The sequence below is a fragment of the Pseudomonas sp. GL-RE-26 genome, assembly GCF_019956275.1.
Classification (GTDB): domain Bacteria; phylum Pseudomonadota; class Gammaproteobacteria; order Pseudomonadales; family Pseudomonadaceae; genus Aquipseudomonas; species Aquipseudomonas grandcourensis.
In genome coordinates, this window is record NZ_JAHBDI010000055.1 from 217902 (window position 1) to 236472 (window position 18571).

Consider the following 18571-nt stretch of genomic DNA (forward strand, 5'->3'; position numbering starts at 1 on the left):
GAATATGGCTGCTTTGGCGGTGATCGTCGTCGATGTTTTGCGACAAAGCCAAGTGCGCCATACTGCGCGCTGGTTTTCTGGGGTGGGTGGGTCCTGCATGAAAAAGCGTCTGGTTGCCGTCTTCGGAGTATGGATGGCGTTGTTTCTCGGGGCTCAAGTGGCCGTGGCGGCCTCTGCTGCGCCGCTGACGCAATTGAAAGTGCTCAAGGTCGCGTCGCCGTCCTGTGGTGTCGAAAACATCGACGAAGGGCAAACCCGGACGCGCTGCGATCACAATGGCCCGAACATCATGGTGTACGTGCTGGAAGTGGGTTACGGGCGTGAGGCCCATGTTGCCCTCGACGGTTTCGAAGTGAACGGCACACGGACACCGGTTTGCGCGTTCAAGAACGGCAACCTGACCAGTTGCACCCCCGGGGAAAAAACCGTCGGCTATTTGTATGCCCTCGATCTGGCGGGCAAACAGGAAGGCACGCTGACCTTCAGCAATACCTCGATCAACGCTCCCGGTAACACGATGTCGATGCAGCTTTACATCAAGTAACCACAGGTCTCGAACAAGGGTCGGGAAAGCTGACTACGCTTAAAAGATCATTCCGTGGACAGTCCCTGATGACCTTTAGAGCCTTGATTGCCCTCGCCGAGGGCACCGATGACCTGCAAACCGTCACCCTGATCGACGTACTGCGTCGCGCCAAAGTAGAAGTGGTGGTGGCCAGTATCGAAGGGAGACGCATGCTCACCTGCGCTCGCGGCACTCGCCTGACGTCCGATGCGATGCTGGTGGACTTGCTGGCGCAACCCTTCGACCTGATTGCCTTGCCCGGTGGTGCGGTGGGTTCGCAGCACCTGGCAGCCCACCAACCCCTGCAACAATTGATCAAGGATCAGGCAGCGGCCGGTCGCCTGTTCGCCGGTATTGCCGAAGCGCCCGCCGTGGCGCTGCAGGCCTTTGGCGTATTGCGTCAAAGGCGCATGACCTGCCTGCCCTCGGCCAGCCATCAACTGTCGGGCTGTACTTTTGTCGATCAACCGGTGGTGGTCGATGGCAACTGCATCACGGCCCAAGGCTCAGGCGCGGCTTTGGCGTTTGCCCTGGCGCTGGTGGAGCAACTCTGCGGTAAAGCCACTCGCATGGCAGTGGCGGGGGAGTTGCTCGTTTAGGTTTAGAGAGTGTCAGATTTTCGCCTCTTCCTTCTCGTCATCTTTAGCCACGTGCATACGATCGCGGCTGGCCAGAGTCGGGAACAGTTTGACCCACACCCCGGTCACCACCAGCGTGCCGATCCCGCCCATGACCACGGCGGGCACGGTGCCGAACCAGTGGGCAGTCAGGCCCGATTCGAATTCGCCCAACTGATTCGAAGCACCGATGAACAGACCATTCACGGCGCTGACCCGGCCACGCATTTCGTCCGGGGTTTCCAGTTGTACGAAAGATGCGCGAATCACCATGCTGATCATGTCTGCCGCGCCCAACACCACCAACACCGCCAGGGAAAACCAGAACGAGGTCGACAGGCCGAAGGCGATGGTTGCCACGCCGAAGATGCCTACGGCGGTGAACATCACCCGCCCGACGTTGCGCTCCACGGCAAAGCGCGCCAGGAACAGCGACATCAGTAGCGCGCCCACCGCCGGTGCCGAGCGCAGCAGGCCCAGCCCCCACGGGCCGGTCAGCAGAATGTCCTTGGCGAACACCGGCAGCAGCGCCGTGGCGCCACCCAATAGCACCGCGAACAGATCGAGGGAGATCGCCCCGAGAATGTCCGGACGACTGCGGATGAAGCGAATGCCCGCCAGCAGCGAATCCAGAGTGGCCTTGCCCTTGTTCAACGGGGTTTGCCGGGCCGGTAGGTTGAGCATCAGCGAACAGGCGATGACATACAAAAGCACCGTCGGGCCATACACCCAGACGCTGCCGAAGGCGTAGAGCAAACCACCGAGGGCCGGGGCGACGATGGTTGCCGATTGCTGGGCCGATTGCGCGGCGGCCACTGCGCGGGGAAACAACGCGCTCGGCACGATACTGGGCAGCAGGGCCTGGGTGGTGGGCATTTCAAAGGAGCGAGCGGCACCGAGCAGGAAGGCCAGGATAAAGATCAATTCCCGGGTGACATGGTCGGTGGCGCTGCCGATGGCCAGCGACAGGGCGATCAATGCCTGCAGGGACTGGCAGATCGCAGCGACCTTGCGCCGGTCATAGCGGTCGGCGACGTGCCCGGTGTGCAGCATGAACAGCACGCGCGGGGCGAACTCGACCAGGCCGACCAGCCCCAGGTCGAGCACGTTGCCGGTCAGTTGGTACAGGTTCCAACCGATGGCCACGGTGAGCATCTGGAAGCCGCTGGCGGTAAATACCCGGGCCAGCCAGAACGCGAGAAAAGGGCGATGGTGACGTAACAGCAAGGGCTCTTGGCTGGGCATCTGCGGGAAAATCTGGGGAGAGGGGAACGACGAGATTATCACCAACCTGTAACAGAAAGTTGCCATGACAAAAGATTTAGTTAGCCAGGCATCGATTTTTCAAACGCCGAAAACCTTGTGGCGAGGGAGCTTGCTGTGGCGAGGGGGCTTGCCCCCGTTCGGCTGCGCAGCAGCCGTAAAAACGATCGATCAGGGGGTAACTGCCAAAACGAATTTTTGCCGGGGGCTGAGGTCGCTTCGCAACCTGACGGGGGCAAGCCCCCTCACCACATCGATATTGCTTCATCCAAAATCTGTTTCAGGCCATTTCGCCAACTGTGAGGCAACTTGTCACGCGGCAAAAGACCACGCGGTTCCTCCCCGAAATTGGGACTACTCTTTCAACGTTGATTGATCCAGATCAAAACCCACAAAAGGAATTGATCCGGCGGCCGCAAGGCCAGACTCCCTGCGTTGTGATGCGTGCAAAAAAAAGAACAAACAGAGATTCGCCACACTCCATATCCGTGGGGGCCGTGGGTGCAGGCTTTAAGCCGGCAGCCGTACTACCTGACAGAGGAAGACTTATGTTCGGTTTAGAGGCACTTGATCTCGCCCGAATTCAGTTCGCGTTCACCATCTCGTTCCACATCCTGTTTCCGGCCATCACCATCGGCCTGGCGAGTTACCTGGCGGTACTCGAAGGCCTGTGGCTGAAAACCCATAACGACACCTACCGTGACCTCTACCATTTCTGGTCGAAGATCTTTGCGGTCAACTTCGGCATGGGGGTGGTTTCCGGCCTGGTAATGGCCTATCAGTTCGGCACCAACTGGAGCCGTTTCTCGGACTTCGCCGGCTCCGTGACCGGGCCGTTGCTGACCTATGAAGTGCTCACGGCATTCTTCCTCGAAGCCGGGTTCCTGGGCGTCATGCTGTTTGGCTGGAACAAGGTCGGGCGTGGCCTGCACTTCTTTGCCACCGTGATGGTGGCCATCGGTACGTTGATCTCCACGTTCTGGATTCTCGCTTCCAATAGCTGGATGCAGACCCCGCAGGGCTTCGAAATCGTCAACGGTCAGGTCATACCCACCGACTGGCTGGCGGTTATCTTCAACCCGTCGTTCCCGTATCGCCTGATGCACATGGCCACGGCGGCGTTCGTCGCCACGGCCTTCTTCGTCGGTTCCTCTGCGGCCTGGCATTTGCTGCGGGGCAAGGACAACCCGGCGATCCGCAAAATGCTCTCGATGGCCATGTGGATGGCATTGATCGTTGCGCCGATCCAGGCTGTCATCGGTGACTTCCACGGTCTCAATACGCTTGAGCATCAGCCGGCAAAAATCGCCGCAATCGAGGGTCACTGGGAAAACAAGGGCGACGAGGCGACCCCGCTGATCCTGTTCGGCTGGCCGGACATGAAGGAGGAAAAAACCAAATTCGCCGTCGAGATCCCGTACCTGGGCAGCCTGATCCTCACGCACTCCCTGGACAAACAGGTGCCGGCACTCAAGGAGTTCCCGCCCGAAGATCGGCCGAATTCGACCATCGTGTTCTGGTCGTTCCGCATCATGGTGGGCCTTGGCTTCCTGATGATCTTCACCGGTTTGTGGAGCCTGTGGCTGCGCAAGCGCGACACCCTCTACACGTCGCGGCCGTTCCTGTACCTGGCGCTATGGATGGGGCCGTCTGGCCTGATCGCGATCCTCGCCGGCTGGTTCACCACGGAAATCGGCCGTCAGCCATGGGTGGTCTATGGCCTGATGCGTACGGCGGATGCGTCGTCCAACCATAGCTTCATGCAGATGAGCATCACCCTGATCCTGTTTGTCGTGGTTTATTTCGCGCTGTTTGGCGCCGGTCTTGGCTACATGATGCGCCTGGTGCGCAAGGGGCCGAAGATCGACGAAGGCAAGGAAACCAACGACGGTGGCCCCGGCCAGAAACGCACACCGGCCCGTCCGCTGTCCGCAGCCGACGACGATCACACCGATACCGGCCACAGCCTGACCAAGGAGATTTGAATCATGGGTATTGATCTTCCGCTGATCTGGGCCGTGATCATCATCTTCGGCGTCATGATGTACGTGGTCATGGACGGTTTTGACCTTGGCATCGGCATTCTCTTCCCGTTCATTCCGGGCAAGACGGATCGCGATGTGATGATGAACACCGTCGCCCCTGTCTGGGACGGCAACGAGACCTGGCTGGTGTTGGGTGGCGCGGCGTTGTTCGGCGCGTTTCCACTGGCCTATTCAGTGGTGCTCTCGGCGTTGTACCTGCCGCTGATACTGATGTTGATCGGGTTGATCTTCCGCGGTGTGGCCTTCGAGTTCCGCTTCAAGGCCAGGGACGACAAGCGCCATCTGTGGGACAAGGCGTTCATCGGTGGCTCGGTCACTGCGACGTTCTTCCAGGGCGTCGCGCTTGGCGCGTTCATCGATGGGCTGCCAGTGGTCAACCGGCAGTTCGCCGGTGGTTCACTGGACTGGCTGACACCGTTCACGATGTTCTGTGGTGCGGCGCTGGTGGTGGCGTATGCGTTGCTCGGTTGCACCTGGCTGATCATGAAGACCGAAGGCAAGTTGCAGGAGCAGATGCATGACCTGGCACGGCCATTGGCCTTCGTGCTGTTGGCGGTGATCGGCATCGTCAGCATCTGGACCCCGTTGGCCCACACGGAAATCGCCGCACGCTGGTTCACCATGCCGAATCTGTTCTGGTTCATGCCGGTGCCGATACTGGTGCTGGTGACGATGTACGGCCTGATCCGCGCCGTGGCCCGCAACGCGCACTACACGCCGTTCCTGCTGACCCTGGTGCTGATCTTCCTCGGTTACAGCGGGTTGGGCATCAGCCTGTGGCCGAACATCATCCCGCCGTCGATCTCGATCTGGGACGCCGCCGCGCCGCCGCAAAGCCAGGGCTTCATGCTGGTGGGCACGCTGTTCATCATCCCGTTCATCCTGGGCTACACCTTCTGGAGCTACTACGTGTTCCGCGGCAAGGTCACCCATGAAGACGGCTACCACTAGCCCTGTGCACCGCGAACCTTTGTAGGAGCGAGCTTGCTCGCGATGGCGTCCTCACAGACGCCATCCACCTTAAATGGAGTAATGAGCCATGCCTGGCAAACACACCCTGCACGACATTGAAGAAGCCGAAAAAAAGCCGCTGTGGCAGCGGCTCGGCTGGTTGGCCCTGATCTGGGTCGGCAGCGTGGGCGCCTTGTTCATCGTCGCCAGCCTGATGCGTCTGTTCATGAACGCGGCCGGCCTGACCACGCACTGACATCTCTCCCGTGGCCTCAGGGCACGGTTTTACGACCCTCCGACCGGAGGGTTTTTTTTGCCTGTTACTTGCGCGCCTTGAGGATCACGAACTTTGGATTGGCCGCCACTTGCTCGACACCACGGAACAATCGCGCCAGCTTGCTGTGGTAACCCAAGTGACGATTGCCGACGATGTACAGTGCGCCGCCCACGACCAGCGCTTCGCGGGCCTGCTGGAACATCCTCCAGGCCAGGAAGTCGCCCACCACCTGTTGCTGGTGAAAGGGTGGATTGCACAGCACGACGTCAAGCGATTGCGGTTCCTGGCCGGCCAGGCCATCACCGGCGCGCACGATCACTTCCCGTTCACCCAGCGCTGCGCGCCAGTTGTCGGCGGCCGATTGCACGGCCATGAACGACTCGTCCACCAGCGTGTAGTGGGCCTCGGGGTTTTGCAAGGCGCTGGCGATGGCCAGAACGCCGTTGCCACAACCGAGATCGGCGACCCGCGCCGAGCCAAGGCTTTTTGGCAGGTGTGGCAAAAATGCCCGGGTACCGATGTCCAGGCCTTCGCGGCAAAACACATTGGCGTGGTTGAGCAGTTCGATGGCCGGTTCGTCGAGTCTGTATCGCGTTGGGTAAGGCGACACCGCTGGCGTTTTGTCCTGAGCCGTGGCAATCAATAGCCGCGCCTTCTTCACCGCCAACGAGGCTTGCACGGGACCGATGTAACGCTCCAGCAAGTCGCCCGCCGCCCGGGGCAGATGCTTGATCATGGCTGCGGCAACCACTTGGGCGCCAGGTGCCAGTTGGCCTTGCAGGCGGATCAGTTGTTCTTCCAGCAGGGCCAGGGTTTTCGGTACACGGATCAGCACGCAGTCGAACGGCCCGGCTGGGGTTTCGCTGGCGGGTACGCTCGGCACCGCATCAAAGGCCAGGCCGTTGCGCACCAGGTTCTTTTCCAGACCCTGCAAGGCCAGGAACGAATCACCGCTGCTGACCACCTGCACCTTGCCCGCCAGGCTGGCCGCCAGCGCGCCGAAACTGTCATTGAGCACCAATACCCGGGTGTCCGACGCCGGCTGCTGTTCGGCCAGATGATTGAGCAGGTATTCATCGGCCGCATCGAAAGCTTGCAGCGGTTCGTTCTGCTGTTCGGGCTGGCGGATCAGGTCGAGGCTGGCGAAGGGTGTTTCGAGCAAAGGCATGGGGCGGGGCTCTGGGTAATCAACGGATGTCCCGCTGCCCGAAGGCGTTGGAGCGGGCGGAGCCGTCCGAGTGTAATGCGTCGTGAAGGTCTACACGCCATCACTCAGGAAGGACCGCAAATGGTACGTTTTTTTTGCCTGGATTACCCGCAGGTTTTCCCGCAGTCGGGCGCTTTCAGATGGCTCCGGACCGGGCCGCGGCGATGACTGCCGCAATCTTGTTATTGACGCCGAACTTCTCGATAGCCCTGTGCACATGAAAATTGACCGTGCGTTCACTCAAACTGAGGATCCTGGCAATTTCATAGGCCGTCTTGCCATCGGCTGACAGTTTCAATACCTCGAGTTCCCGCCGTGACAAGGGGGGAGCCTGGGGGCGAGCCGGTTTTCTCGGTTGCATTGCGATCGCCAGAGCGTGCAAATGGCGGCTGATGAACACCGAGAATCCAAGATGCTCGTACAGCTCATAGGCTGAAATCGGGCAATGGCTTCTGGCCAGGCTGAGAATACTGCGCAGACCGCTTTCCTCATCGTGGATCGCCTGGGACCAGCCATGCTGCAAACCTTGTTGCTGTAGCAACTGCCATAGCCATGGCGTCCTGGAAAAAAGCTCTTCGCTCCAGAGAACCGGCAACGTTGAGTGATTGCAATGCGCTATTACCGGATCTATTTGCGTGGCGTTGTTTTTTTCATATTGATCGTTCCACTCATGGGGAAAATTGTTCAGGTTCACCGTATTGGCGTCGGCCGCGACTGAGTTCGAAGTAATTGAAAAACCACAAAATTTATATCCAAGGTTTCTAGCAAAGTTGAGCGCGATTCGATAGGCCGTATTGATCTCTTGCGTGTGCGCCAAATGATTGAGCTGTGACTCCTTCCAGATCTCCATAGGGTGATCTCCATGTTTTTTGTTCAGATACAAGATTGGATCCGAAATGCGGCACGTCATGCAGTGTAGGACAGTTCTTACGGCAATGGTTCGACAATTTTGCTCTTTTGACTGTTGTAAACGTGTGTTTCAGGTTCTTAGGCAATATATGAGTTATGAAATGCCATATGTCATTTTACAATCATGGTTGTATGTCACGTTTAATATTTGATCAGTAGTGCTCGTTAATGCCACTACAAATTGTCGGTGGTTACGCTGCTTTCTTTGCGGGACACTGGGGTATCTTTCGATTGGAGCCTTCCATGTCCGTCAGTGAAGAAAAATTTACCCGTCAGACCTTGCTCGAGGTTCATCCGCTGACCCCGAACCTGTTTACCTTGCGGGCCACCCGGGACGCAGGGTTTCGTTTTCGGGCGGGGCAGTTTGCCCGGTTGGGCGTCACCAAGGCTGACGGCAGCACGGTATGGCGCGCCTACTCCATGGTGTCCTCGCCCTTTGACGAGTTCCTCGAGTTCTTTTCCATTGTCGTACCGGGTGGTGAGTTCACCAGCGAGCTGAGTCGCCTGGGGGTTGGCGATGCATTGCTGGTCGACCGCCAGGCGTTCGGTTACCTGACGCTGGACCGGTTTGTCGATGGGCGCGATCTGTGGCTGTTATCCACAGGCACGGGCATCGCGCCGTTCCTGTCGATACTTCAGGATTTCGAAGTCTGGGAGCGATTCGAGCGGATCATCCTGGTCTACAGCGTTCGCGAAGCCCGGGAACTGGCTTATCAGGAGTTGATCGCAGGGTTGGCGAAGCGTGAGTATCTGGCGGAGTACGCACACAAACTTCAATTCATTACCACGGTCACTCGTGAACAGCATCCTGGGTCATTGAATGGGCGGATCACCACGCTGATTGAAAACGGCGAACTGGAGCGCGCCGCGGGTGTTGCGCTGACCCCTGAGCATTCTCGGGTCATGCTGTGCGGCAATCCGCAGATGATCGATGACACGCGCAAGCTGCTTAAACAGCGGGGCATGCACTTGAGCCTCAGCCGACGACCTGGTCAGGTGGCGGTGGAAAACTTCTGGTAAAAAAACGGCGCTAAGAAGGCGCCGTTTTTTTGCTAATGCCATCAAGATCGGTTGTTCTGGGCCTTGAGCAAGTCGCGGATCTCGCCCAGCAACTCTTCTTCCTTGGTTGGAACCGGCGGCAGGCTAGGGGCCACGGCCTCTTCGCGCTTCAGGCGGTTGATGGCCTTGACGCCCATGAAAATCGCGAAGGCGACAATGACAAAGTCGATGATGGTCTGGAAGAATTTGCCATAAGCCAGCACCACCGCCGGCGTCGCGCCTTCCGCTGCCTTGAGGGTTATGACCAGATCACTGAAGTCCACGCCACCGATCAGCATGCCGATTGGCGGCATGATCAGGTCACCGACAAACGAGGTAACGATCTTGCCGAAGGCCGCACCGATGATGATGCCGACTGCCATGTCGACCACGTTGCCTTTGACCGCGAAGGCCTTGAACTCATTTAGCACGCCCATAGGTTATTTCCTTGTTACAGATGAGATTGATGAACGCAGTGTAAATCAGCAAATCACATTCTGCTCGAATCAACTGCCTGCCGTGCTTGCCAGCAATCGACAGCGGGTGGTGTTGAAAAATTCACCGATGGATTTCAATTGTGGGGCGGCCAGGCCTTCTGCGGTGTTTTGTATACGATGTTTTTTCAGCGATATGGCTTCGTTTGTGTGAGCGAGCAAGGTTGAGGGACTATCCCTGAATCGGGACGTTGAACGTTGATCGGGCAGTTAGTGGTCAGCGTGCGGTACTGAAAGTCTATTGGAGTTGTAGTGATGTGGACTATTTGGTTAGTTTCGGGGGTGGCAAGTTACGTGCTTCTCTGGGTTGATGACCGTGCGTTGTGTAAGTGTTTTCGGGGTTGAGTTTTAAACGTGTAAATGAATAAGGTGTGTATAGGTTTTCAAGTTGTATAGTAAGGTCTGTCTCTAGAGTTTATTGGTTATGTGGAACAAAAAACTTATACAAGGCCTGTAAGTGAGTGTGTATCAATATGTCTGAGTTTAATGGGGCTGTTTAAAATTATCAAAAGGGCTGCGAAGTATCTGGTCGCACTCGCGCGCTTCAGCTGAGCTATCATCGCGTTTTTTTCCGGGAGTTCCGATGGCCAAGGCCAAGCGCATGTACGGCTGCACCGAGTGCGGCTCAACCTTCCCCAAATGGGCCGGCCAATGCGGTGAGTGCGGAGCCTGGAACACACTCACCGAAACCATGGTGGAAAGCGGCGGGGCAGCGGCCCCCAGCGGTCGTACCGGGTGGGCCGGCCAGCAGGCGCAGATCAGGACCCTGGCCGAAGTCAGTGTCGAGGAAATTCCGCGTTTTTCCACCGCTTCCAGCGAGCTCGACCGGGTTCTGGGTGGTGGTCTGGTGGATGGCTCGGTGGTGCTGATCGGTGGCGACCCCGGCATCGGCAAGTCGACCATTCTGTTGCAAACCTTGTGCAACCTTGCCAAGAGCATGCCGGCGCTGTACGTCACTGGTGAAGAATCCCAGCAACAAGTGGCCATGCGTGCGCGGCGCCTGGGGTTGCCTCAGGATCAACTGCGGGTCATGACCGAAACCTGCATCGAAGCCATCATTGCCACGGCCCGTCAGGAAAAGCCCAAGGTGATGGTGATCGACTCGATCCAGACGATCTTTACCGAGCAACTGCAATCGGCACCGGGCGGTGTGTCCCAGGTGCGTGAAAGCGCGGCGTTGCTGGTGCGTTATGCCAAACAGAGCGGTACGGCGATTTTCCTGGTGGGCCACGTCACCAAGGAAGGCGCGCTGGCTGGCCCTCGAGTGCTGGAACACATGGTCGATACCGTGCTGTATTTCGAAGGCGAGTCCGACGGGCGCCTGCGTCTGCTGCGGGCGGTGAAGAACCGTTTCGGTGCCGTCAATGAACTGGGCGTGTTCGGCATGACCGACAAGGGTCTGAAAGAAGTCTCCAACCCCTCGGCGATTTTTCTGACCCGTGCCCAGGAAGAAGTCCCGGGCAGCGTGGTGATGGCAACCTGGGAAGGCACGCGGCCGATGCTGGTCGAGGTACAAGCGTTGGTGGACGACAGTCACCTGGCCAACCCCCGTCGAGTCACGCTTGGGCTGGATCAGAACCGGCTGGCGATGTTGCTGGCGGTGCTGCACCGTCACGGCGGCATTCCGACCCACGACCAGGACGTGTTTCTCAACGTGGTCGGCGGGGTCAAGGTGCTGGAAACGGCGTCCGACCTGGCGTTGATGGCGGCTGTGATGTCCAGTTTGCGCAACCGGCCGTTACCCCACGATCTGCTGGTGTTCGGCGAGGTCGGGCTTTCCGGTGAGGTGCGTCCGGTGCCGAGCGGTCAGGAGCGATTGAAGGAAGCCGCCAAGCACGGCTTCAAGCGGGCCATCGTGCCCAAGGGCAATGCGCCGAAGGAGGCGCCGGCCGGGTTGCAGATTATTGCCGTCACGCGTCTGGAGCAGGCGCTTGATGCGTTGTTCGAATAATTTCAGGTGAATACACAACCCTGTGGGAGCCGGCGGCTTCTAGATTTCGATCAGCGCCCCCAATTCTCGCTCCAGCTCCTGCGGATCAGCGAGGTTGAGTTCAATCAATCGCCGCAGGCGCTCGATGGACTCCAGGCTGATGTGCAGGCAGACAAAGCCGAGTTGGCCATGGTCGTCGTGGGCCAGTTGCACATCCATGGTGATGTCGGCCTCTTCGCTCAGATGAATGTCGACCAGAAAGTCCTGCTGCGGATTGCCCAGCCACGGATCGGGTCGCTCGATCAGCAAGCCCTTCAGTGAAAGGTCAATCAACTTCACCGGCCAAGTGGACTCGCCCTGACTCAGCTCGGTTCGGGCATCGAACGCAATACGTTTGAAGCGGCGACGTTCGGCAGGGTGCTCGCTCATGGCGCGATCCTCGGAAATGTACGCTGACTATAGACCCGCATGATCAAGGGCTGCCAGCGCGTGCAGGTGTCTAGACCAATGTCGGGGTATGGTCTTTGCCGTCAGGAGCGCTAAACTCGGGGTGGCTGTCTTTCTTGTCCACTCTGGCTGGAATAATAAAATGAAAAATAATAATAGCCCGCTACGCCATTTGCCTTGGCTGGTGCTGGCAATCGTAGGTGCGTGCGCCCTGGGTGTCGTGGCATTGCGCCGAGGCGAGGCAATCAACGCCTTGTGGATTGTGGTCGCTGCCGTGGCCATCTATTTGGTCGCCTACCGCTACTACAGTCTGTTCATCGCTAACAATGTCATGCAACTCGATGCGCGACGGGCCACTCCCGCTGTGCTCAACAATGACGGTCTGGACTACGTTCCAACCAACAAACACATTCTTTTTGGTCACCACTTCGCCGCCATCGCTGGTGCAGGTCCTCTGGTCGGTCCGGTATTGGCGGCGCAGATGGGCTACCTGCCCGGCACGCTGTGGCTGATCGCCGGCGTGGTGCTGGCCGGTGCGGTTCAGGACTTCATGGTCCTGTTCATGTCCACCCGCCGCAACGGCCGCTCCCTGGGCGACATGGTCCGCGAGGAAATGGGTCGTATTCCAGGGACTATCGCGCTGTTCGGCTGTTTCCTGATCATGATCATCATCCTCGCGGTGCTGGCGCTGATCGTGGTGAAAGCCCTGGCCGAGAGCCCATGGGGGATTTTCACGGTGATGGCGACCATCCCGATCGCGATGTTCATGGGCATCTACATGCGCTACATCCGCCCGGGTCGCATCGGTGAGATTTCGGTGATCGGTGTGCTGCTGTTGCTGGGTTCTATCTGGCTCGGCGGGCAGATCGCTGCTGATCCGGTGTGGGCCAAGGCATTCAGCTTTACCGGTATCCAGATCACCTGGATGCTGATCGGTTACGGTTTTGTCGCAGCGGTATTGCCGGTGTGGCTGATCCTGGCGCCCCGCGACTATCTGTCGACCTTCCTGAAAATCGGCACCATCGTCGCTTTGGCCATCGGCATTCTGGTGACCATGCCCGAGCTGAAAATGCCGGCGCTGACCCAGTTCATCGACGGCACCGGCCCAGTATGGAAGGGCGGTCTGTTCCCGTTCCTGTTCATCACCATCGCCTGTGGCGCGGTCTCGGGATTCCACGCACTGATTTCCTCCGGCACCACGCCGAAACTGCTGGATAACGAAACCAACGCCCGCTACATCGGTTACGGCGGCATGCTGATGGAATCGTTCGTGGCGATCATGGCCATGGTTGCCGCTTCCGTGATCGAGCCGGGCGTGTACTTCGCCATGAACAGCCCGGCGGCCGTGGTCGGCGGTGATGTGGTGGCCGTTGCGACAGCCGTCAGCAACTGGGGCTTCGCCATTACCCCGGAAGCCCTGCAAGCGGTGGCCCACGACATCGGTGAAACCACCATCCTGGCCCGTGCTGGCGGCGCGCCAACCCTGGCGGTCGGTATCGCGCAGATCCTGCACAGTGTTCTGCCGGGTGAAAACACCATGGCGTTCTGGTACCACTTCGCGATCCTGTTCGAAGCACTGTTCATCCTGACCGCAGTCGACGCCGGTACCCGTGCCGGTCGCTTCATGCTTCAGGACTTGCTCGGCTCGTTCGTGCCGGCCCTGCGTCGCACCGAATCCTGGACTGCCAACCTGATCGCCACTGGCGGTTGTGTGGCCATGTGGGGCTGGTTGCTGTACCAGGGCGTGATCGATCCATTGGGTGGCATCAACACCCTGTGGCCGCTGTTCGGCATCTCCAACCAGATGCTGGCCGGTATCGCGCTGATGCTCGGCACCGTCGTGTTGATCAAGATGAAACGCCAGCGTTATGTCTGGGTCACCATGTTGCCGGCGGTGTGGCTGTTGATCTGCACCACGACAGCTGGCTTCATCAAGCTGTTCGATGCCAACCCGGCGATCGGCTTCCTGTCGCTGGCCAAGAAATACAGCGATGCCTTGGCCAACGGCCAGATCCTCGCCCCGGCCAAGGACATCACCCAGATGCAGCACGTGATCTTCAACGCCTACACCAACGCAACGCTGACCGCACTGTTCCTGTTCGTGGTGTTCAGCATCCTGTTCTATGCGCTCAAGGTCGGTATTTCCGCCTGGGGCAGCAAAGAACGTACGGATAAAGAATCGCCATTCCAGGCGCTGCCGGAAGCGTGACCAGAGGATTGCAGCATGTTCAATGACTTGAGTCGCCTCGGTAAATACCTCGGTCAGGCCGCGCGCCTGATGGTTGGCATGCCCGACTACGACAACTACGTCGAGCATATGCAGACCAAGCACCCGGACAAACCGGTGATGAGCTATGAGATGTTCTTCCGGGAGCGTCAGGAAGCCCGTTACGGTGGCAAGGGTGGGCCGAAGTGCTGTTGATCCGGATTGCGGGTTAACAGCAAAACCTGTGGGAGCGAGCCTGCTCGCGAAAGCGGTGTATCAGTCAGCATATTTGTTGAAGCTGACGGCCCCTTCGCGAGCAGGCTCGCTCCCACATTTGTTTTGTGTTGTTTTTTCACTGTGTGAAAAAGGAGATCCAGTTTGTCCTCTCCCATCCCGGTCACGATCCTCAGCGGCTTCCTCGGCGCTGGCAAGACCACCCTGTTGCGTCACCTGCTCAAGGCCGAGCACGGTCTGAAAATCGCCGTGATCGAAAACGAATTCAGCGACGCCGGTATCGATACCCAGTTGTTGGGCGATGAGCCGGTACAGGTGATGACACTGTCCAATGGCTGCGTCTGCTGCACCATCCACACCGACCTGACCAAAGCGCTTTATCTGTTGCTCGAGCGTCTGGACCAGGGCGACATCGCCTTCGACCGCCTGGTGATCGAATGCACCGGCCTGGCCGATCCGGCGCCCGTGGCACAAACCTTTTTCATCGACGAAGAGTTGCGTGAGCGCTATATCCTCGACGGCATCATCACGCTGGTCGACGCCGCGCATGCCGACTTGCACCTGACCCAGACCATCGCCCAGGCGCAGATCGGATTCGCCGACCGCTTGCTGGTGAGCAAGCGTGACCTGGTGGACGAAGCGACCTTCACCGCGTTGAGCGAGCGCCTGACCCGCATCAACCGCCGCGCCCCGATCCGCGTGGTTGACCACGGCAAGATCGACCTGGCCGAGTTGCTCGATGTGCGCGGCTTCAACCTCAACGCCGACCTCGGTGGCGGCGTGAGTTTGCGCCCGGTCAGCCAGGCAGCTCCATCCATGGACCGCATTTCCAGCCTGGTGCTGCGCACTGAAAAACCGCTGGATATCGACAAGCTCAGTGAGTTCATGAACGAGCTGCTGGAGGAGCATGGCAAGCAATTGCTGCGCTACAAAGGCGTGTTGAATATCCTCGGCGAATCCCGTCGCATGGTGTTTCAGGGGGTGCTGAAGCTTTATGGTTTCGACTGGGATACCGAGTGGGCGGAGGACGACGTGCGCGAGAGCGTGATCGTGTTCATTGCCGATGATTTGCCGGAAGAAAAGATTCGCGAGGGTTTTGCGCGGGTGGCGGCGGATTAAATTCAGAAACTGCAGCGAGCCTTAAGCCGTCATCGCGAGCAGGCTCGCTCCCACATTTGAAATGCAGTCCTCCGTGGGAGCGAGCCTGCTCGCGAAAGCGATCTAACCTGCGGCACAGTTTTGGCCCATTGCCGATGCAGGGCTCAGCAACAAATCTTCCAGATAATCCAGATGCCGGTTGAGCGCGACTTGCGCCGTCGCGGCATCTCCTCGTTCCAGCGCATCCAGAATCTCCATGTGCTCCACGCAATAATCCTTCTGCTGCAGATCAAACTGCGCAATCGCCAAGGAAGTCAGCGGAACCAGGCTCTCAAGAAAATGCGCTAGCGGTGCATTCCCCGCCATTTGTGCCAACTGCAGATGAAACTCTCCCGACAATCGAATCGCCCGGCCACGCTCGACGCATTGACGCTCGTTTTCGACCAGTGTCCGCAGGTGCTTCAGGTCTTGCGCGCAGGGTCGTTGACAGGCCAGCCGCACCAACATGATCTCGGCCAGGCGCCGGGCATGCAGTGTCTGCCGGGTCTGCTCGACATCAAGCTCGGCGACGCGGGGACGATGGTTGACCCGAAGGATGATGACCTGCTGATGGGACAGTCGCGTCAGCACATCACGCATGTCGCTGCGCCTTGCACCGAACATCTGCGCCAGGCTTTCTTCGGTAAAGCGACTGGCCGAATGGATGCGCTGTTCGAAAATGGCGTCGAGGACCCGCGAATACAGATCATCCACCGACGGGCGGACGGGCAGGGTGGCGAGCGTTTGTGGCGAGGCGAAGCTGTTCATGGCCAATCTCCAGTTCGAAGAGGTTTCAACTGCCGAGGTTGTCTTCCGGGATGTTCAGTTCGATGCCCATGCGCTGGCCTTCGCGCAAAATGTGCCGACGCATCTCGGCGCTGGCTTGGGCGCTGTTCTTGTTGCGGATCGCCCGCACCACGGCTTCGTTTTCTTCAAGGCGTTCAGCCAAATGCTCCGGGGAGTTGCGCAACACTTCGGCGCTTTGCTTGAGGGCATTGCTGGTTTGCTGGACCACGCTCTGGAAGATCGGGTTCGACGTCAGCGTGAACAGCTCTTCGTGGAACGCGATGTAGGCGCTTACGCCGGCTTCACTGTCATTGGCCTCCAGGGCTTCGCGCATGTCCATCAGGGTCAGGCGCAGTTGCCCGACTTCCTTGCTGCTGATGGATTGGGCCACGAGGCCGACGATGAATGGCTCCAGGGTGTAGCGCAGTTGCAGCACGTCTTCCAGGCTCGCTGCGGCCACCGCGCTGTCGTGGGACTGGCCATCGCTGAGATTGGCCTCTAGTACGACGACGCCTTTGCCTGGCATCGAGCGCACCAGACCGAGGGTTTCCAGAACGATGACTGCTTCACGCAGGCTCGGGCGGCTGATGCCCAATTGTTCGGCCAGATCGCGTTGCCCCGGCAGCATTTCGCCGGAGCGCCACTGACCACGGGCCAAAGCGGCCCGAAGTTTTTCTACCACTGAGTTGACGACGGTTGATGAGGTAATCACTTGTTCGCTCCATGAGCCGTGCCTGCGGTCGGCAGGCACGGCGGTCATTCAGAATTCTTTGGCTGCCGCTTGAGCAACCGGTTTTCTCGGCTGGAAGGTATAACCCGCCTGACCCGAAAGTACCTTGTTCGCCCGCTCCACATCGATGTCCTTTTCCCATCGCGCAATGGCGACGGTCGCCACACAGTTGCCGATCAGGTTGGTCAGCGCCCGGCCGATGCCCATGAACCAGTCCACGGCCAGCACCAGCACCAGACCCACCACCGGAATGGCCGGAATGGCTGTCAGGGTGGCCGCCAGAATCACCAGCGCCGAGCCCGGAATGCCGTGGGCACCTTTGGAGGTGATCAACGATACCAACAGAATCGTCAGCAGGTCGGTCATCGCCAGCGGCGTGCCGGTGGCATTGGCGATGAACACGATGGCCAGGGTCAGGTAGATCGAGAAACCGTCGAGGTTGAACGAGTAACCCGTTGGAATCACCAGCCCGACCGTCGAACTGCCGATGCCCAGGTGCTCAAGCTTGCGCATGATTTGTGGCAGCACAGCGTCGGACGAAGCGGTGCCCATGACGATCAGCAGTTCTTCGCGCAGGTACTTGAGCAACGGCCACATCTTCAAGCCGGAGAGGCGCATCACCAGGCCGAGAATCAAGGCCACGAAGGCAGTACAGGTCAGGTAGAACAGGCCGACCAGGCTGCCCAGGTGCTGCAGCGAGTCCAGGCCGTATTTGCTGGTGGTGAAGGCGATCGCACCGAACACACCGATCGGCGCCAGGCGCACGATCATGCCCATGATGCGGAAGATCACATGGCTGAGTTCATTGATCAGCCGTGAAATACCCGACGCCGCCTCGCCCACCAGATTCAGTGCGCTGCCGAACAACACTGAAAACAGCAGGACCTGCAGGATATTGTTATCGGCAAAGGCACCAATCACCGAAGTCGGAATCAAGTCCATCAGGAACTGTGTGGTGGTGTGCATGTGCTGGCCGCGCTGGGCAATGTCGCCCATGTCGGCTGCGGAAAGCTGCTCCAGGTGAATGTTTGCGCCGCTGCCGATGCCGGTGCTGAAGGCGAACACCAGGCCGATCACCAGGGCGATGGTGGTCAGCACTTCGAAGTAGATCACCGATTTGAGGCCGATACGGCCGACCTTCTTCAGGTCGCCGGCACCGCTGATACCGCTGACCACTACGCAAAACACAATCAAGCCAATGAGCATTTTGATCAGCTTGATAAAACCGTCACCTAGCGGTTTGAGCTGAGCGGAGTATTCGGGAAGGGTCAGCCCGCAGACGATGCCGAGCACCAGTCCGAGAACCACTTGGAGGAAGATTGAACGCGAGCACCATCTGAGCATGGGAGGAATCCTGGTCGGTGTCCTGGCTGCCGTGTGCGGAGCACATCAGATTCAGGACTTAATTATTGTGGTCTTACCGGTATGTCCAGTGCAGGCGCAGTCTAGGCGCTGTTTTTGGGTGTTCGCAAGTAAAAATTAGAAAATTGGCATGACCGGTCTTACCAGTTGATGGATAAGCCCGATATAGAGCCTTTCCCCCCGGTTGAATAATTAAACGGGCGAAAAAAAACCGGCCATCTCTGGCTAATGCCAGTCAGTTAAGCTGACTGGCATTTTTATTTCTGATCGGATACTTCGGTGATTTGAGCCGGATGGCGCGAGGATAAATACGCTCCTCTCGCCGATGAGGCAGGACATAGTGCGGGGCTGAGGCATGAAGCTCGGCCAGGTA

Annotated in this window: 18 protein-coding genes; 10 read left to right on the forward strand and 8 right to left on the reverse strand. The window is 58.8% G+C overall.

Annotated elements, in window-relative coordinates:
• Positions 1-97: 97 nt before the first annotated feature.
• Entirely contained in the window at positions 98-544 is a 447-nt protein-coding gene (locus tag KGB07_RS25125; RefSeq protein ID WP_223466835.1) for a DUF4879 domain-containing protein, read from the forward strand.
• A gap of 68 nt (positions 545-612) precedes the next feature.
• Positions 613-1164 (forward strand): DJ-1 family glyoxalase III, encoded by a 552-nt coding sequence (locus KGB07_RS25130; protein WP_223466836.1) that lies wholly within the window; start codon positions 613-615, stop codon positions 1162-1164.
• Positions 1165-1176: 12 nt separating this feature from the next.
• Here the strand turns inward: KGB07_RS25130 and KGB07_RS25135 are convergent, their stop codons facing one another.
• Positions 1177-2427 carry an MFS transporter gene (locus tag KGB07_RS25135; protein ID WP_223466837.1) on the reverse strand — a complete coding sequence of 417 codons (1251 nt, stop codon included), beginning with the start codon at positions 2425-2427 and terminating at the stop codon, positions 1177-1179.
• 566 nt (positions 2428-2993) lie between these two features.
• Between KGB07_RS25135 and KGB07_RS25140 the strand changes: the two genes are divergently transcribed.
• The 3 genes from KGB07_RS25140 to KGB07_RS25150 all read left to right on the forward strand — a co-directional run bounded on the left by KGB07_RS25140 (position 2994) and on the right by KGB07_RS25150 (position 5697).
• On the forward strand, positions 2994-4430 hold the full coding sequence (locus KGB07_RS25140) for a cytochrome ubiquinol oxidase subunit I (protein WP_223466838.1): 1437 nt from the start codon (positions 2994-2996) through the stop codon (positions 4428-4430).
• Between the two features lie 3 nt (positions 4431-4433).
• Positions 4434-5441, forward strand: a complete 1008-nt coding sequence (cydB, locus tag KGB07_RS25145; RefSeq protein ID WP_046041748.1) for a cytochrome d ubiquinol oxidase subunit II — start codon at positions 4434-4436, stop codon at positions 5439-5441.
• 88 nt (positions 5442-5529) lie between these two features.
• Positions 5530-5697 carry a DUF2474 domain-containing protein gene (locus tag KGB07_RS25150; protein WP_080925332.1) on the forward strand — a complete coding sequence of 56 codons (168 nt, stop codon included), beginning with the start codon at positions 5530-5532 and terminating at the stop codon, positions 5695-5697.
• Between the two features lie 64 nt (positions 5698-5761).
• Here KGB07_RS25150 and KGB07_RS25155 read toward each other — a convergent pair whose 3' ends face one another.
• Together KGB07_RS25155 and KGB07_RS25160 are read right to left on the reverse strand one after the other, a co-directional pair.
• Positions 5762-6886, reverse strand: a complete 1125-nt coding sequence (locus KGB07_RS25155) for a methyltransferase (RefSeq protein ID WP_046041749.1) — start codon at positions 6884-6886, stop codon at positions 5762-5764.
• Between the two features lie 175 nt (positions 6887-7061).
• The gene (locus KGB07_RS25160; protein ID WP_046041750.1) at positions 7062-7775 is read right to left on the reverse strand and encodes a helix-turn-helix transcriptional regulator; all 714 of its coding nucleotides are present in this window, start codon (positions 7773-7775) and stop codon (positions 7062-7064) included.
• A gap of 302 nt (positions 7776-8077) precedes the next feature.
• Between KGB07_RS25160 and KGB07_RS25165 the strand changes: the two genes are divergently transcribed.
• Positions 8078-8854: a ferredoxin--NADP reductase gene (locus KGB07_RS25165; protein ID WP_046041751.1), complete on the forward strand. Its 777-nt coding sequence runs from the start codon at positions 8078-8080 to the stop codon at positions 8852-8854.
• Between the two features lie 41 nt (positions 8855-8895).
• Here KGB07_RS25165 and mscL read toward each other — a convergent pair whose 3' ends face one another.
• A complete protein-coding gene (gene mscL, locus KGB07_RS25170) occupies positions 8896-9309 on the reverse strand; it encodes a large-conductance mechanosensitive channel protein MscL (RefSeq protein ID WP_046041752.1) in 414 nt (137 codons plus the stop codon).
• 640 nt (positions 9310-9949) lie between these two features.
• Here mscL and radA point away from each other — a divergent pair.
• Positions 9950-11317: a DNA repair protein RadA gene (gene radA, locus KGB07_RS25175; protein ID WP_046041753.1), complete on the forward strand. Its 1368-nt coding sequence runs from the start codon at positions 9950-9952 to the stop codon at positions 11315-11317.
• A gap of 39 nt (positions 11318-11356) precedes the next feature.
• Here the strand turns inward: radA and KGB07_RS25180 are convergent, their stop codons facing one another.
• The gene (locus KGB07_RS25180) at positions 11357-11725 is read right to left on the reverse strand and encodes a PilZ domain-containing protein (RefSeq protein WP_046041754.1); all 369 of its coding nucleotides are present in this window, start codon (positions 11723-11725) and stop codon (positions 11357-11359) included.
• A 160-nt stretch (positions 11726-11885) separates the two neighbouring features.
• Here KGB07_RS25180 and KGB07_RS25185 point away from each other — a divergent pair, with 160 nt between their 5' ends.
• The 3 genes from KGB07_RS25185 (at position 11886) to yjiA (ending at position 15302) form a co-directional block, all read left to right on the forward strand.
• Positions 11886-13952 (forward strand): carbon starvation CstA family protein, encoded by a 2067-nt coding sequence (locus KGB07_RS25185; protein WP_046041755.1) that lies wholly within the window; start codon positions 11886-11888, stop codon positions 13950-13952.
• 15 nt (positions 13953-13967) lie between these two features.
• On the forward strand, positions 13968-14165 hold the full coding sequence (locus tag KGB07_RS25190) for a YbdD/YjiX family protein (RefSeq protein ID WP_007895266.1): 198 nt from the start codon (positions 13968-13970) through the stop codon (positions 14163-14165).
• A gap of 162 nt (positions 14166-14327) precedes the next feature.
• Complete coding sequence (gene yjiA, locus KGB07_RS25195; RefSeq protein ID WP_046041756.1) at positions 14328-15302, forward strand: GTPase; 975 nt, start codon at positions 14328-14330, stop codon at positions 15300-15302.
• Positions 15303-15404: 102 nt separating this feature from the next.
• On the opposite strand, the gene KGB07_RS25200 is transcribed toward yjiA, so the two are convergent.
• Genes KGB07_RS25200 through KGB07_RS25210 form a run of 3 tightly spaced genes read right to left on the reverse strand, consistent with a single transcriptional unit; the run spans position 15405 to position 18180 of the window.
• Positions 15405-16088 (reverse strand): GntR family transcriptional regulator, encoded by a 684-nt coding sequence (locus tag KGB07_RS25200; RefSeq protein WP_223466839.1) that lies wholly within the window; start codon positions 16086-16088, stop codon positions 15405-15407.
• Between the two features lie 25 nt (positions 16089-16113).
• A complete protein-coding gene (locus KGB07_RS25205; RefSeq protein WP_046041837.1) occupies positions 16114-16818 on the reverse strand; it encodes a FadR/GntR family transcriptional regulator in 705 nt (234 codons plus the stop codon).
• Between the two features lie 48 nt (positions 16819-16866).
• On the reverse strand, positions 16867-18180 hold the full coding sequence (locus KGB07_RS25210; RefSeq protein ID WP_046041758.1) for a C4-dicarboxylate transporter DctA: 1314 nt from the start codon (positions 18178-18180) through the stop codon (positions 16867-16869).
• Between the last annotated feature and the right edge of the window lie 391 nt (positions 18181-18571).

What these genes read in the sequence shown, in the direction of transcription:
- cydB (WP_046041748.1), top strand. Translation starts at nt 4,434, where the DNA reads ATGGGTATTGATCTTCCGCTGATCTGGGCCGTGATCATCATCTTCGGC.
- KGB07_RS25210 (WP_046041758.1), bottom strand. Translation starts at nt 18,180, where the DNA reads ATGCTCAGATGGTGCTCGCGTTCAATCTTCCTCCAAGTGGTTCTCGGA.
- KGB07_RS25190 (WP_007895266.1), top strand. Translation starts at nt 13,968, where the DNA reads ATGTTCAATGACTTGAGTCGCCTCGGTAAATACCTCGGTCAGGCCGCG.
- KGB07_RS25160 (WP_046041750.1), bottom strand. Translation starts at nt 7,775, where the DNA reads ATGGAGATCTGGAAGGAGTCACAGCTCAATCATTTGGCGCACACGCAA.
- KGB07_RS25180 (WP_046041754.1), bottom strand. Translation starts at nt 11,725, where the DNA reads ATGAGCGAGCACCCTGCCGAACGTCGCCGCTTCAAACGTATTGCGTTC.
- KGB07_RS25155 (WP_046041749.1), bottom strand. Translation starts at nt 6,886, where the DNA reads ATGCCTTTGCTCGAAACACCCTTCGCCAGCCTCGACCTGATCCGCCAG.
- KGB07_RS25130 (WP_223466836.1), top strand. Translation starts at nt 613, where the DNA reads ATGACCTTTAGAGCCTTGATTGCCCTCGCCGAGGGCACCGATGACCTG.
- KGB07_RS25135 (WP_223466837.1), bottom strand. Translation starts at nt 2,427, where the DNA reads ATGCCCAGCCAAGAGCCCTTGCTGTTACGTCACCATCGCCCTTTTCTC.
- KGB07_RS25165 (WP_046041751.1), top strand. Translation starts at nt 8,078, where the DNA reads ATGTCCGTCAGTGAAGAAAAATTTACCCGTCAGACCTTGCTCGAGGTT.
- KGB07_RS25125 (WP_223466835.1), top strand. Translation starts at nt 98, where the DNA reads ATGAAAAAGCGTCTGGTTGCCGTCTTCGGAGTATGGATGGCGTTGTTT.
- KGB07_RS25140 (WP_223466838.1), top strand. Translation starts at nt 2,994, where the DNA reads ATGTTCGGTTTAGAGGCACTTGATCTCGCCCGAATTCAGTTCGCGTTC.
- KGB07_RS25200 (WP_223466839.1), bottom strand. Translation starts at nt 16,088, where the DNA reads ATGAACAGCTTCGCCTCGCCACAAACGCTCGCCACCCTGCCCGTCCGC.
- radA (WP_046041753.1), top strand. Translation starts at nt 9,950, where the DNA reads ATGGCCAAGGCCAAGCGCATGTACGGCTGCACCGAGTGCGGCTCAACC.
- KGB07_RS25185 (WP_046041755.1), top strand. Translation starts at nt 11,886, where the DNA reads ATGAAAAATAATAATAGCCCGCTACGCCATTTGCCTTGGCTGGTGCTG.
- KGB07_RS25150 (WP_080925332.1), top strand. Translation starts at nt 5,530, where the DNA reads ATGCCTGGCAAACACACCCTGCACGACATTGAAGAAGCCGAAAAAAAG.
- mscL (WP_046041752.1), bottom strand. Translation starts at nt 9,309, where the DNA reads ATGGGCGTGCTAAATGAGTTCAAGGCCTTCGCGGTCAAAGGCAACGTG.